The following is a 14,617-nucleotide window of genomic DNA, read 5'->3' on the forward strand; positions in this document are numbered from 1 at the left end:
AATTAATTATTGAGGTGATAAAGCTGATGCATGGTTTCTTTAAGATTTGTATACAGCTGTTTAAACAGGAGAAAATTTCTTTGATAAGTTTTATGAAGCTCCAAATCCGGCATAATGATTTTTGGAACAGTATTTTCTGATGAAGGATAATTTTTAGTTAACCCAACAGCTTTTGCCGCAAGATAAGCAGCGCCCACTGACGAGGCATCTTCTTGTAACACCAGCACAATTTTCTTGCCTGTTATATTTGCCAAAATCTGCATCCATATTTTTGAGTGAACAAAACCACCGCTAACATTAATTTGTGTTATTGGTTCTGCATTTTCTTCAACAGCTTTTAATACATCATTAAGTGCATAACAAATGCCTTCAATAACTGCTCTTGCCATATGCTTCTGGTTATGCTGCAAGTTTAACCCGAAGAAATTTCCGCAGGTTTCGCTGTCCCATATCGGTGCCCGTTCTCCAGTTAAATAGGGTAGAAAAATTAAGCCTTTACTTCCAGCCGGGGTATCTGCTACATCCTTAAACAATTGCTTGTAATCCTCAGTTTTTAGTTCAGTCTTGTTAAAAATGTTTTTTAACAACCATTGTAAAGCAAGTCCGCCGTTATTAACAGGTCCACCGCATATAAAAGTCTCCGCATCAAGAATGTAGTTAAAGGTCATTCCCACCGCATTAATCAATGGTTTTGAACTTGCCAATCTTAAAGCCCCACTGGTGCCAATAGTAATTGCTGCTATGCCTCTAGCTGTTGCATCACTGCCTAAATTTGCCAAACAACCATCACTCGCTCCTATAACAAAAGTGGTGTTCAAATATGGAAGCGATTTTTTTGAAGCATCAATTAATACAGAATCCTGATAATCTGTTTGAACAGGTGATGATAACTTTTCAGCTGAAATGCCAGCCAGATTTAATGATTCTGGATTCCATTTTAAATCATGAATGTTAAATAAACCAGTGGCGGATGCAAGAGAATAATCTATTTTAAATTTGCCAAATAACCTGAACCATATATATTCTTTTATAGAAATAAATTTTGATGCGCTTTGAAATAGTTCTGTTTCATGTTTTTTTAACCAGATGAGTTTGGTTAAGGGCGACATAGAATGTATCGGTGTCCCACTTGCTTGGTAAATAAGTCTACCTGCTTCTGATGCAAGTAAATCCTTCGCCTCATTTGAACTTCTATTATCTGCCCAGGTCATCATAGGTGCTAAAGCGTTTCCTTCTTCATCACTTAAGATTAAACTATGCATAGCCGAGCTTAAACCAACGCTAATCGGGTCGTCACCTAATTTGCCTTTTAGCTCATTAATACTTTTGCTGAAAGCATCCCATATTAACTCCGGGTTTTGCTCGCTGTAACCTGGTTTTGTAGTCTCGGTTGGATAAAAAAACTGACTCGTCGCTATTGGTTGATATTCTAAATTTAATGCAACGGCTTTAGTGCTGCCAGTACCAATATCAACTCCGATTAAATATTTCATGCAATATATTTAAATTGCAATTTAGGCTTTTGAGTAGAAAAATGAAATATTATTTACCTAGCATGCTATCTGTTAACAAGCGGGTCAAGGCGATAGGTATCTCGGCCAAGTTTTCTCAGCATTCGATAATGGGAACCTAATGCGTCGCCAAAAGTTTTATTTTCGATATACGGTAAATTATATCTTAATGCAGTTTCTTTTACAATTTTACCAATAGCAGGATAATGAATGTGGCAAACTTTTGGGAAAAGGTGATGTTCAATTTGTTGGTTTAGGCCTCCGCAAAAGAATGCAGCCAGTTTGCTTCTACCTGCGAAATTTGCAGTAGTTCTCAATTGATGTTCTGCCCAGGCTTCTTCAATATTTCCATGTTCATTGGGCTGGGGAAAATCAGTGCCTTCCACTACATGTGCAAGCTGGAATACCAATCCAAGTATAAGCCCCTGAGAAAGTTGCATCACTAGGAAACCCAATAAAAATTGCCACCAGGGAATATCAATTACAAAAACTGGAAGGACTAGAAACAAAAAATAGTAAATAGCCTTATTGAAGAACAGATTGAAGTATGCAGATTTTGAATGATTATTCTTATGCTCACCAATCTTTTTCTGGAAAAATTTTTTATAATCCTTACGGAAAACCCATGAAAGCATAGCAAAACTATAGAGTACAAAAGCATAAAAATGCTGGTAACGCTGAACTTTATTAACAGGTTCTAAAGGCGAAAACCGAATTAAGCCAGGTGCAACATCAATATCCTCATCATGACCTGCAATATTGGTGTACGTGTGGTGAACGATGTTGTGGCAAATGTTCCATACATATGGGCTCGCCCCCAGAAGGTTAAAAACGTAGCTAAATCCGCTATTTATAGTATTATTTGTCGATAAAGATTTATGTATGGCATCGTGGCAGATATTAAAGCCAACAAATGCACCAAATGCACCAAGTAAAGAAGCCAAAGCCAATAAAGTTGGCCAGCTAAATCCTGATAATAGAATTAGAAAATATAAAGCAACATAGATAGATAAGAAAAAGACTGTTTTGAACCACATGGCAGAATTTGCATGGGTAGAAATTTTTTCTGTTCTGAAATAATTATCGACCTCACAGCGTACTGCAGCGTAGAATCCGGATTGATCTGCATTGCAGAATTTTAGCTTTTTGCTCATACTTATTTTAAACTGGTAGAGTTATACTGTTAATTTACAGATACTCTAGCGCAGATGCATTTAAGTATAGATACGGTAAAAGTCAAATATAAGATTTTAGATCTGACTTTTAAATGATATTTCTGTTAAGCAATGTTAAAATTAGGCCCCGGTGTTTTTTCGCTTTGCTTTTTTTGCTTCCAGATTCTCGTTTGATAATAATGTAGCGATTAACTCAAATTTCTCTGGTTGAATGGCGTATTCTTCGAGCATAGTCTCCCATTTCTTTAATTCTGCCTGCGCATTTTCCACTTCCGATTTCAACGCTTCAATCTTGTTTTGCAATAACTTGCTGATATTTTGATTTGCCATAATTGCAAAATTAAAGTCTTTTCGTTCGCCTTTTAAACGGTTTTTGTTATAAAATTGTAACTGCTTCGTTAACAGAAGGAAAAAATAAATTTGTGCTTTATAACGGGGATCATTTTTTGTTTATTTTAATTAAAGTTGTTCAGTCTAGATATTAAGAATTGAACCTATCGCACGCCCTTAAAATTTAATTTTGACTCCTCTCCATTTTCCTTAATCTTGGTATGCAATTCAGTATCCCCATTTGCACCAGCCGAGCTCCTTGCCCGATTATAAAAAGGAGCAGAAGAAAATACTACGCCAATAGGGTGCATTAGGTATGAAGTGCCCGATTGATAAATGTTAGAATAGGAATGCATATAACCGAATGAGGTCATTGATCAAACCAATTCATAGTTTGGACTTTTTGAGTATTGTTCTTGATTGTAACATATCTGTTTGCTACTTGTCTTAGAAACACAGAGAGAGTACAAGAGGCGGACTTTATTTTAAAATAAAAAAGTTACTATTTTTATTTTAATAATAAAATTTCTATATTCGTGTACGTTAACGCTAGTGTGTTTTACATTAGCTAACCAGACCAAATATTAACTGTCAGTATAGTACAAATTTTTTTACCATAGTTACGTGTACGTACACTATTTGTTTTGTTTGTTTTAGATTATTTTTTTTAAGCATAAATAGGGTAATGAAAATAGAAGAAAATAGGAATGTTATTGAAGTAGGAAATTTAACTAAGAAACAAACGCTTATCTCTACATTAATTTTAGGGGGACTGTTTTTTATTTTTGGATTTGTGACTTGGGTCAATGCCATTTTGATCCCTTATTTTAAAATCGCTTGTGAGCTTTCTCATTTTGAGTCCTATCTGGTAGCTTTCGCATTCTATATTTCGTATTTCGTGATGTCTATACCTGCCTCGTACCTGCTAAAGTCAGTCGGTTTTAAAAAGGGTATTATGTTTGGGTTATGGATAATGGCTGCCGGTGTTTTTATTTTCATTCCTGCAGCATTAAGTCGAACCTATGGTGTTTTTTTAATGGGTTTATTTACAATTGGTTGTGGACTGGCAATATTGCAAACGGCGGCGAATCCATACATAACCATACTTGGGCCAATAAATAAGGCAGCAAAACGCATTAGCGTAATGGGGATATGCAATAAAGCGGCCGGATTAATTGCTCCTCTAATATTTGCATCGGTCATATTTAAGGTAACAGATAGTGAGGTCTTAAATCGGATTCACTTAATGGGAGAATTAGAACGTAGCGCTTTTCTGAATGAGTTGGTTCGAAGAGTTATTTTTCCTTATACAATCTTAGGGATTGTTTTAACAATATTAGGTGCATTTATACGCTTCTCGCCGCTACCCGAAATAGATACTGAAGAGGAAAATTCTGAACTCTCCGCTATAAATGCGGATAAAAAACATTTGTTTCATTTTCCATACCTCATTTTGGGTGTTTTAGCGATATTCCTACATGTCGGAACGCAGGTGATTGCCATCGATACAGTTATCGGTTATGCAAATTCAATGGGCATCCAGATCCTAGAAGCTAAAGTTTTTCCGTCTTACACCCTATTTACCACAATTATTGGCTATTTATCTGGTATCATCCTTATTCCTAAATACGTTTCACAAGTCAATGTATTGCGTGCCTGTACTTTACTTGGAGCGTTTCTAACGCTTCTGATTATTTACAGCCATGGCAGCCATGCATTTTTAGGGCATAAAGTAGATATTTCTATTTGGTTCATCGTTTCGCTTGGTTTAGCCAACTCCCTAGTTTGGGCTGGTATATGGCCACTTGCACTAAACAATTTGGGACGGTTTACAAAAGTTGGCTCTTCAGTCTTAATTATGGCCCTATGTGGGAGCGCTATTTTTCCTCTTTTATATGGGTATGTCGCTGATCTCTATAATGAGAGAGCAGCCTATTGGATACTTTTTCCTTGTTACCTGTATTTGATGTTTTACGCTTTCTATGGACATAAGATTACATCGTGGCAACCGAAAAAAAAATATAAATAAATGCTGGAGCTGGGCTTTTTGGCCTTGTACTCTTTAGAAATACTTTTTAGACTAACCTACTAATAAATATAAACCAATTACTAAATCCAGAATCATGAAATGCAGCTAACATACACCTAAAACATTGGTCAGGCGAGTAATGCATAACTAGCATTAAGAAATAAACCTGTTACCACAAAATCGGGACTATAACCTGAATAAATACTAACTAAACATTCAATTCTTAAACGAAAAAAAATGAAAAAACAAATAATGCCAGGGGCATCCTATTTTTTCGACTTTTACAAGGTACTGAAGATTAAAAATTATTTTTTCCTTGCACTTCTTCTATTAGTTTGTGCAAATGCAATAGCAAATAATTTAACAATTGTAAAAAATACTGACTTAACTAGATCTAAATGGTCAACTTTTGAACCATCAACAAAATTAACCCTCGATGAAATTCAGATAAAAGGAACAGTAAAGGACGAAGGTGGACCGATTCAGGGAGTAGTTGTTACCGTACTTGGCACTAAAATTAGCACCTATACAGACGCTAAAGGTTATTATCAATTAATGGTACCTAAGGGCGCCTTACTAAAGTTTTCTTACGTAGGTTTTACCGACCAGACTATAACGGTTTCGAACCAGACTGTCATAGATGTGTTAATGAAAACAGACAATGAAAAATACAACCTAAATGATGTGGTAGTGGTCGGTTACGGAACACAGAAACGCTCCGATATTACGGGTTCTGTTAGCTCTGTACCTAAAGAGCGATTATCACAACTGCCTGTAACTAATGTGCTTCACGCTATGGAGGGGGCTACAGCAGGTTTAAAAATTACCCAAACCTCTTCAGTTCCCGGGAGCTCTGCAGGTGTGCTAATTAGAGGTGTCAACTCTATCAATGCGAATACTGCTCCTTTAACTGTAATTGATGGAGTACCTTTTAGTAATCTTGGAGGCTCGATGAATGATATCAATCCAAATGATATTGAATCAATAGAAATATTGAAGGATGCTTCTGCTGTTGCAGTTTACGGAACAAGAGGTTCCAGCGGTGTAATTTTAATCACCACTAAAAGAGGTAAAACAGGTGAGCCAACAATTCGTTATAGCGCTTACGCAGGGCCTGAATTCCAGAATAAAACGCTAACACCTTTAAATGCTGAGCAGTATGTTCAGAAATATCTTGATTTTCTGAAACAGAGAAATCAAACGCCTACTGCAACACCTGTGCCGAATCAATACGAGATTGAGAATTACACCATGGGTAAAACAACCGATTGGATGAAGGAAATTTCTCAGGATGGCTTTATTCAGGATCACAACCTAAGTATTTCTGGAGGGAGCGAGCGTATCAAGTATTTTGTCTCTGGTGCTTATCAAAAGCAAAAAGGTGTTTTGAAAGGTTACCAATACAACCGTGCGTCTTTCAGATCAAATTTAGATGCGAAAGTGACAGACTGGTTGACAGCAGGGACGTCAATATTTTTTGCAAATAATAATACAGATGGAGGAACCGTAAGGTATTCTGCAGCGATGCAAATGAGTCCTTACGGACGTGAATATGAGGCGAATGGAGACTATACAATTTTTCCAATGTTCTCTGAAACCAATTTTAGGAATCCTTTACTTGGTTTAAATTCTGATGTTATCAACAGAGATAAAAACCTAAATGGAATATTTTATGCAGAAGTTAAACCGACGTTTTTAAAAGGATTAAAGTATAGATTAAATGCAAACTATGCGTTTTTACCTTCGAGAACTAATACCTACAGTGGTATTGATGCAGGAGATACATTTGGCGGAACCGCAGGGCTTACAAATACAGAAACAAACAGCTGGATTGTAGAAAATATTCTTACTTATGACAAAAACTGGGGAGATCATCATTTAGATGTAACTGCGTTGTATAGCGCTCAGGAAAAACAATATACAACAAACGGTACTACTGGTAGAACATTTATAAATGATGATTTATCATTTAATAATATCGGTGGAGCGAGCGTTGTTACAGCAACTTCTTTCTATAGCCGTGAAGCATTGGTATCTCAAATGGGACGAATAAATTACTCTTACAAGAGTAAATATTTGTTTACCGCAACAGCAAGAAGAGATGGTTATTCTGCATTTGGATCTGGAACGAGTAAGTACGGTTTATTTCCATCTGTTGCAGTTGGATGGAATATCTCCAATGAAAATTTCTTGAAAAATGTTAAGCAAATTGACAACATTAAATTTAGAGCCTCTTATGGTACCTCGGGTAATCAGGCCGTTGGAGTTTATCAAACCATCACCACACAAGGTATCACCAAATACGTTTACAATGGTGTAACTGCAATCGGCTTAGTTTCGAGTTCTTTACTTGCAAACGGAATTTTAGGTAATGTTAATTTAAACTGGGAGAGTACAAGAGGAACCAACTTGGCGGTCGATTTCTCCCTTTTCAAAAATAGAATAAGCGGTAGTATTGAAGCTTACCAAACCCGCACTAAAGATGTATTGTTAAGCCGTAGGCTTCCAAATATATCTGGTTACTCTAGTATTTTCGACAATTTAGGGAGTGTAAAAAACAAAGGGATTGAAGTTACTTTAAGTACCATTAATATTAAAAAGGATGATTTTACATGGTCTAGTAATTTTAATTTCTCTGCTAACAGAAACAAAATTGTTTCTCTTTACGGAGACGATAAAGACGATATAGGAAACAAATGGTTTATCGGAAAACCATTAAATGCGATTTATGATTATCAATTGGCTGGTGTATGGCAGGTTGGTGAAGACGCATCAAAAGTAGATCCAGGAGCGGTGCCGGGTAGTTTGAAATTCGTTGATATAAACGGCGATAATAAAATTACAGAGGCAGATAAGGTTTATCAGGGAACAAGTTTACCGAAATGGACTGGTGGTATGAACAATACCTTTAGGTACAAAGCGCTTAGTTTGAGCGTGTTTATTCAAACCTCACAGGGGGCAAAAGTTAATAATCCATTATTAAATTTACAAACTTACGGCGGACGTGTAAATATCCCTCAGGAAGTTTCTTACTGGACTCCAGAGAATGGAAATAATACACAGCCTTCCTTAGTTTTTACCAATCCAAGACTCTATGCTTATCCAGTTAAGCAAAATTATACCCGTATAAAAGATATAACTGTAAGCTACACTTTCAACGAAAAAACCCTGAATAGACTTAAACTAGGGAGTTTGACTGCATTTGCAAGTGGCCGAAATCTACACACCTTTACCGATTGGGTTGGTCTTGACCCCGAGTTAAGTGTGAATGGAAACCAGGCTGGTGCAGCTAATGCACCACTTAGCTATGGCATATATCCATTGGTGTCAAGTTTTGTTTTCGGTTTAAATGTTACGCTACGTTAAAAAAATTAAAAGAAATAATCATGAGAAAATTAACTTTTTTACTACTTATTTTTCCAGTTTTAGCCAGCTTTATTTCCTGTAAAAAAAGCTTTCTGGATGAAAAATCTGATTCCGCTTACTCTCCCCTAAATACCTTTAAGAATGTTGCAGGTTTGGAGTCGGGTATTGCTGGTTTGCAAGCATCTGTTCGCGAGCAATACACCATGCAGGTAACCCAGTCTTTGCTAGCTATTTTCCAAGTTGGAACGGACGTTGCCTTAAATGGTTTAGATGCTGGAGAGGCAGAACCTTTTCAAAATTATGCACTTCTAAATTCTGAAAGTCCTGCTGCACTAAATTATTGGAGCTGGTCATATAAAGTGATAAACAATGCCAATCAAATTATAAAAGGCGCATCTGATAATACGAGTGTTTTAACTACGGCACAAAGAAACCTGTATTTAGCAGAGGCTAAATTTTATAGAGCTTATGCTTATAATTTTTTAGTAACCCTATGGGGAACAGTTCCCTTAATTGATCAACCTTTAGACGTGCCAAAAACTGATTTTGTAAGAGCAAGTTTGGAGAATTTAAACAGCTTAATTAATGATGATTTGATCTTTGCTAGTGCTAATTTGCCAGCAATTGACGGAGTATCGAAGCCAGGAAGAATAAGCAAAGAGGCTGCGCAACAGTTACTTGCCGAAGCCTATTTGAGACAAGGTAAAAATGACCTTGCTGAAGTTCAATGCTTAAATGTTATTAATAGTAAAAAGTTTTCAATTATTAATGCAAGATATGGTGTCAAAAAGGCACTTGCAGGAGATCCGTTTTCGGATATGTTTACCGACGGTAACTTGCGTCGTAGACAGGGAAATACCGAAGCCATTTGGGTTCAGGAAATGGAATATAACCTTCCAGGAGGTTCTTCAAGTTTAGATCAACACAGAAGGGTTTGGGTTCCTTATTATTCAAACGTTGCAGGTTTATTAGTATGCGATTCACTTGGTGGTCGTGGTATTGGCCGTATCCGTTTAAGTCCATGGGTTATAAATGGCCTATATAAAGGCAATGACATGCGTAACTCTAAATATAATATTCATCGCGATTACTACTATAATGATCCGAAGAATGCAAAGTTTGGTCAGAAAGTGGTTCCATTGGCTGCCGATACGCTTTACAAAATTGTTCCTTCCACAACCAAATGGAACCATTATCTGGATGCAGACCCAACGGGAAATGGTTCTTATAAGGATTTAGTTATGATGCGTTTAGGCGAAACCTACCTTTTGCTTGCAGAGGCACAGTTTAAACAATCAAAATTAGGAGAGGCAGCTACCAGTATTAATGTGCTTAGAACCCGTGCAAATGCCGCTCAGGTAACGGCTTCGGATATTACGCTCGATTTTATTTTAGATGAAAGGGTTAGAGAGTTAATTGGTGAAGAAAATCGAAGAATGACTTTGGCTCGTACTGGCACATTGGTCGACCGATTGAAAAAACTGAATTTCAAAGACAATTCGACCGTTCAATCATACAATCAGTTATTACCTATTCCGCAAAGTGAAATTGACTTGAATAAAGATGCCAAATTGGCTCAAAATCCAGGATATATAAGATAACAAATAAGTACAGGCAGAAAACACTGTTTACAGATCATTGCTTTTTTGCCTGCTCTCTAAAATTAACGTTTCTCAACTTTTAGAGGTCAGCTTACAATGAATTTGAAGAAAATAATTTTGATGAAAAATGCGAATACCGTTAATAGCCTCTATTAGCCAAAGTTCTGATATCCAAGAAGTATCAGAGTTATTAGAAACAATGCCCCAGCACCATATTATTCATCAACCTTGGATTGAGTTTAAAAGTAATTGCCAAACCAGTTTTGTTATTGCTCATTCTGGAGATGCAATTTTTTTAAAATTTTATGTAAAAGAAGATATTATAAGAGTGGCTACCCATCAGAGCAATGGACGGGTTCATAAAGATAATTGCGTAGAATTTTTTGTCGCTTTCGAGTCGCAGAAAAAATATTATAATATCGAAATCAACTGTATGGGGGTTGTTTTAATAGGGTATGGCGAGGGAAGATTGAATCGAAAACTACTTGACGAAAAGTTAATAGACAAGGTCAGTACCCATATCAATATTCAAACAGCTCCTTTAAATAGTCGTAATAAATATAGCTGGCAAGTTACGGTAATGCTACCAATTGAAGTATTTGAAGACAGTAATTTAGGTAGTTTAAATCAAAAAAGTGGTTTAGGGAATTTTTTTAAATGCGGTGATGATTTACCGAACAAACATTTTTATTCCTGGTGTAATATTGAAGCTAAAAAACCTGACTTCCATTTGCCACAATTCTTTGGGAAGCTTGAGTTTAGTTAAGTAGCATAACTTACGCAGCTTATTGAAGAAAAAATGAATAATTCATGATAATGAATATCTACATATGAAACCATCATGATTTTGCCAACCACAAACACCAATGAATAAAATCATGATAGCTTCATAACCATTGAAAATAATTTTATACATATGAAAAAGATTAAAATAATTAATGGTCATATTATAACACCATACCGCATTATAAACAATGGTACGCTGTTAATAAAGGATCAAAAAATAGAGGTGGTAAGCGAGGTTGATATTGAAACTTATGATTACGAGATTATTGATGCCAAAGGAAACTACATTGCTCCTGGTTTTATTGATATTCACATACATGGGGGTGGTGGTTACGATTTTATGGATGGGACTGAAGAGGCTTATCTTAAAATTGCTCAAACTCATGCAAAGTATGGAACAACGGCCATGGCGCCTACAACTTTAACCTGTTCTAAAGAAGACCTATTAAAAGCAATCGATTTGTACAAAAGTGCAACCCTCAAAAATACACAAGGTGCACAATTTATTGGTTTGCACCTGGAGGGGCCATATTTCGCCCTTAATCAAAGCGGCGCACAAGATCCAAGATACATCCGAAATCCCGATGTAGAAGAGTATAAAGAAATAATTGATTACGGGGATGTAATTAAACGCTGGAGCGTTGCACCAGAGTTGCCAGGTGCAGTTGAAATGGGTAAATACCTAAAGTCAAAAGGAATTATAGCTGCAATTGCACACACAGATGCGATTTACGAAGAAGTTGTAGAAGCAGTTGAAAACGGCTACAGCTTAGCAACGCATCTTTATTCCGCTATGTCTGGGGTAACCCGAAGAAATACTTATCGTTATGCCGGGGTAATTGAAAGCGCTTTTTTAATCGATACTATGGATGTAGAGATTATTGCCGATGGAATACACCTTCCTCCGCCATTATTAAAGTTAGTTTATAAAATTAAAGGACCAGACCGAATAGCGCTTATTACAGATGCAATGCGAGCTGCTGGAATGCCTGAAGGCGAGAGTGTTCTTGGAAACAAAGATACGGGCTTAAAAGTAATTGTAGAAAATGGTGTGGCTATAATGGCAGATAGATCTTCTTTCGCTGGAAGCGTTGCGACCACAGATAGACTTGTTCGTACAATGGTAGAACAGGCGGATGTCTCTCTACTAGAAGCTGTAAGGATGATTTCGAATGTGCCAGCAACCATAATGGGCATCTCAGATATTAAAGGAAGCTTAAGTGTGGGTAAGGATGCTGATGTATTAATTTTTGATGAAAAAATCAATATAAAAAAGACAATCATCAAAGGAGAAATAATTTATACAGCAACCGATTTTTAAGAAATAAGAAAATTTCAATGATAGAATTTATAAAAAACCGCCTGAGCGTGAAGATTTTTGAAAACAGAAATTTGATGGGAGAAGCTGTTGCAACGGCAGTAAGTGAACGAATAAATGAGCTTTTAAGCAAACAGCCATTTGTAAATATCATTTTTGGAGCAGCACCCTCTCAAAACGAATTTTTTCAGGCCCTTGTCAAAAAAGATGTGGAATGGTCCAGATTAAATGCCTTTCATATGGATGAGTACATCGGCTTGGATGCAGATGCTCCCCAAGGTTTTGGTAACTTTTTAAAGGAGCGTTTATTTGACAAAGTATCATTCAATACGGTAAACTATATAGATGGTAATGCTGGTGATTACAAAAAAGAGTGTTTACGGTACACAGCGCTACTGAATAAATTTGAAACAGATATCGTTTGTCTTGGTATCGGTGAAAATACCCATCTCGCATTCAACGACCCTCATGTAGCTAATGTAGATGATCCTTACTTTGTCAAAAGAGTAGATCTGGATTTACAATGCCGAACCCAGCAAGTAAACGACGGTTGTTTTAAAGAATTAAATGAAGTGCCTACGCATGCACTAACCTTAACATTGCCCGCATTGTTGAAAGCACCATATGCATTTTGTACCGTACCGGGAGAGAAAAAGGCAAATGCTGTTTTGCTAACCTTAAGTGAACATATAACCGATAATCTTCCTTCTACTTTATTAAGAATTCATGAAAATGCGATTCTGTATTTAGATGATCAAAGCAGCGCATTACTCGATAATAAATTTCTATAGCCTTGACGAGCATTAGAGGTGTAATGTTTTCTAACCAAAATAAACTCAAAAAAAATGAATTGCGAATTAACAACTGAGCAAATTAAGTTTTACCAAACTAATGGATTTATCGTTATTGAAGATTTTCTTTCTCCTCAAGAATTGACCGAGTGGAGGGAAGCGGTTACAGAAGCGGTAAAAGAAAGAAATGGGCTTAAGATGCCTGGGAAGGAAGCTAAGATGGGGATGGATGATGGCATCAATAAAGATTCAGAATATTTTTCTAAAGTTTTTGACCAGTTACTTAACCTTTGGCAAACCAACGATAAAGTGAAGAATATTATGTTGGACGAGCGAATTGGAAAAATGGCAGCTCAGCTCTCAGGTGCCAGCGGCATTAGGATTTGGCATGATCAGGCTTTATTCAAACGTCCCTGGGCAAACCCAACTTCCTGGCATCTTGATACTCCATTCTGGTCTTTTTCTGATAGAAAAGCCTTATCGATTTGGGTTGCTTTAGATGATGCAACTCTCGAAAACGGCTGTTTGTACTTTATTCCTGCATCTTTTAAAGAAACGACATTCGAAAACAAAGGCATAGGGAAAAATATGGATGGTATTTTTGAGGCTTATCCGCAGTTTGCTCAAGTCGTATCCGTGTCCGCAAGTATGAAGGCTGGAAGCTGTTCTTTTCACAACGGCCTCACCATACATGGTGCTGGGGCAAATATGACTAGTGGTTACAGAAGAGCGATGACCTGTGCATATATGCCCGATGGAAATACTTTTAACGGAGAGCCTAATATTCTGCCAGAAAGCTATTTAAAGACGCTTACGGTTGGAGATATGCTTGATAGCGAAGAACAAAATCCACTGATTTACAAGGACTAGCCCATGGATACTGATTTGAAATTTTTAGCTCCAAGATGGGGCTTTGAAAATGTTCCTTGGACCAGCTTTTTAAAACAGGTAAAAGAAGCTTCCTATTCGGGGATAGAATGGTTTCCATTTGCAGAATCGGGAGATTATAAGCAAGTTCTCGCTCTGCTCAATCATTATGAATTGGATTATGCCATTGTAATGGCTGTAGTTAGGCCTTATGAAAACTTCGAGCTCTATTTAACCCATTTAAAGGAGGATTTAAATAAATTAATAGATATCGGTAGAGGTATTAAAACCCCATTGTTTATCAGTGCACAAACTGGTCGAGAGTTTTTTAACGATGATCAGGTGCAGCATTGTCTGGAAGCATGCCAGCAGATTCAGGATGAATTTCACATCCCTATCTACCAGGAAACACATCGAAATAAATGGTCTTATGCAGCACATCGGGTAGGAGAGATATTAATGAAAAATAAAACTGTGCGCTTAACGCTTGATGTTTCTCATTGGTTTTGTGTTTCTGAAAGTTATTTGGAAGATCAGCAGTCTGCGGTAAGTGAGGCAATTAAACACGCCTGTCATATTCATGCAAGAGTAGGGCATACCCAAGGACCGCAGGTTTGGGAACCCGCCGCAGAAGAGTACAAAGAGGCTTTGAATGCCCATTTACAGATTTGGGATAAATGGGTGGCTTATAGAAGGGAAAGAAATGAGCCCATCTCAATTACTACAGAGTTTGGGCCAGCTCCATATTTGATAAAGGGAGATAGAACAATCTCTTTAGCTCATGAGCAGTGGAGACTGAATATCTGGATGAAAGATTTTCTGAAAAATAGATACAGTTAAAAG

General features: G+C 36.9%; 11 protein-coding genes. 8 read left to right on the forward strand and 3 right to left on the reverse strand.

The annotated features are described in order from the left end of the window. Positions 1 to 2 precede the first annotated feature (2 nt). From ACFOUY_RS07335 to ACFOUY_RS07345, 3 genes are all read right to left on the reverse strand, one after another. On the reverse strand, positions 3 to 1,493 hold the full coding sequence (locus ACFOUY_RS07335) for a gluconokinase (protein WP_378959838.1): 1,491 nt from the start codon (positions 1,491 to 1,493) through the stop codon (positions 3 to 5). Positions 1,494 to 1,558: 65 nt separating this feature from the next. Further along, positions 1,559 to 2,665, reverse strand: coding sequence for a fatty acid desaturase family protein (locus ACFOUY_RS07340; RefSeq protein WP_378959839.1), 1,107 nt, complete (start codon positions 2,663 to 2,665; stop codon positions 1,559 to 1,561). Positions 2,666 to 2,806: 141 nt separating this feature from the next. After that, positions 2,807 to 3,016 (reverse strand): hypothetical protein, encoded by a 210-nt coding sequence (locus ACFOUY_RS07345; protein WP_378959840.1) that lies wholly within the window; start codon positions 3,014 to 3,016, stop codon positions 2,807 to 2,809. 616 nt (positions 3,017 to 3,632) lie between these two features. Here ACFOUY_RS07345 and ACFOUY_RS07350 point away from each other — a divergent pair. The 8 genes from ACFOUY_RS07350 to ACFOUY_RS07385 all read left to right on the forward strand — a co-directional run bounded on the left by ACFOUY_RS07350 (position 3,633) and on the right by ACFOUY_RS07385 (position 14,614). Continuing rightward, on the forward strand, positions 3,633 to 5,045 hold the full coding sequence (locus tag ACFOUY_RS07350; RefSeq protein ID WP_378959884.1) for a sugar MFS transporter: 1,413 nt from the start codon (positions 3,633 to 3,635) through the stop codon (positions 5,043 to 5,045). A 237-nt stretch (positions 5,046 to 5,282) separates the two neighbouring features. Continuing rightward, positions 5,283 to 8,411: a SusC/RagA family TonB-linked outer membrane protein gene (locus tag ACFOUY_RS07355; RefSeq protein ID WP_378959841.1), complete on the forward strand. Its 3,129-nt coding sequence runs from the start codon at positions 5,283 to 5,285 to the stop codon at positions 8,409 to 8,411. Positions 8,412 to 8,431: 20 nt separating this feature from the next. Then, a complete protein-coding gene (locus tag ACFOUY_RS07360; protein WP_378959843.1) occupies positions 8,432 to 10,012 on the forward strand; it encodes a RagB/SusD family nutrient uptake outer membrane protein in 1,581 nt (526 codons plus the stop codon). A gap of 127 nt (positions 10,013 to 10,139) precedes the next feature. Beyond that, on the forward strand, positions 10,140 to 10,778 hold the full coding sequence (locus tag ACFOUY_RS07365; RefSeq protein WP_378959844.1) for a carbohydrate-binding family 9-like protein: 639 nt from the start codon (positions 10,140 to 10,142) through the stop codon (positions 10,776 to 10,778). A gap of 150 nt (positions 10,779 to 10,928) precedes the next feature. Further along, on the forward strand, positions 10,929 to 12,119 hold the full coding sequence (gene nagA, locus ACFOUY_RS07370; protein ID WP_378959845.1) for an N-acetylglucosamine-6-phosphate deacetylase: 1,191 nt from the start codon (positions 10,929 to 10,931) through the stop codon (positions 12,117 to 12,119). Positions 12,120 to 12,136: 17 nt separating this feature from the next. Beyond that, the gene (locus tag ACFOUY_RS07375) at positions 12,137 to 12,907 is read left to right on the forward strand and encodes a 6-phosphogluconolactonase (protein WP_378959846.1); all 771 of its coding nucleotides are present in this window, start codon (positions 12,137 to 12,139) and stop codon (positions 12,905 to 12,907) included. A gap of 54 nt (positions 12,908 to 12,961) precedes the next feature. After that, complete coding sequence (locus tag ACFOUY_RS07380; RefSeq protein ID WP_378959847.1) at positions 12,962 to 13,777, forward strand: phytanoyl-CoA dioxygenase family protein; 816 nt, start codon at positions 12,962 to 12,964, stop codon at positions 13,775 to 13,777. Positions 13,778 to 13,780: 3 nt separating this feature from the next. After that, a complete protein-coding gene (locus tag ACFOUY_RS07385; protein ID WP_378959848.1) occupies positions 13,781 to 14,614 on the forward strand; it encodes a sugar phosphate isomerase/epimerase in 834 nt (277 codons plus the stop codon). Positions 14,615 to 14,617 lie beyond the last annotated feature (3 nt).

It is taken from the genome of Pedobacter jamesrossensis, assembly GCF_042650905.1.
Taxonomy (GTDB): domain Bacteria; phylum Bacteroidota; class Bacteroidia; order Sphingobacteriales; family Sphingobacteriaceae; genus Pedobacter; species Pedobacter jamesrossensis.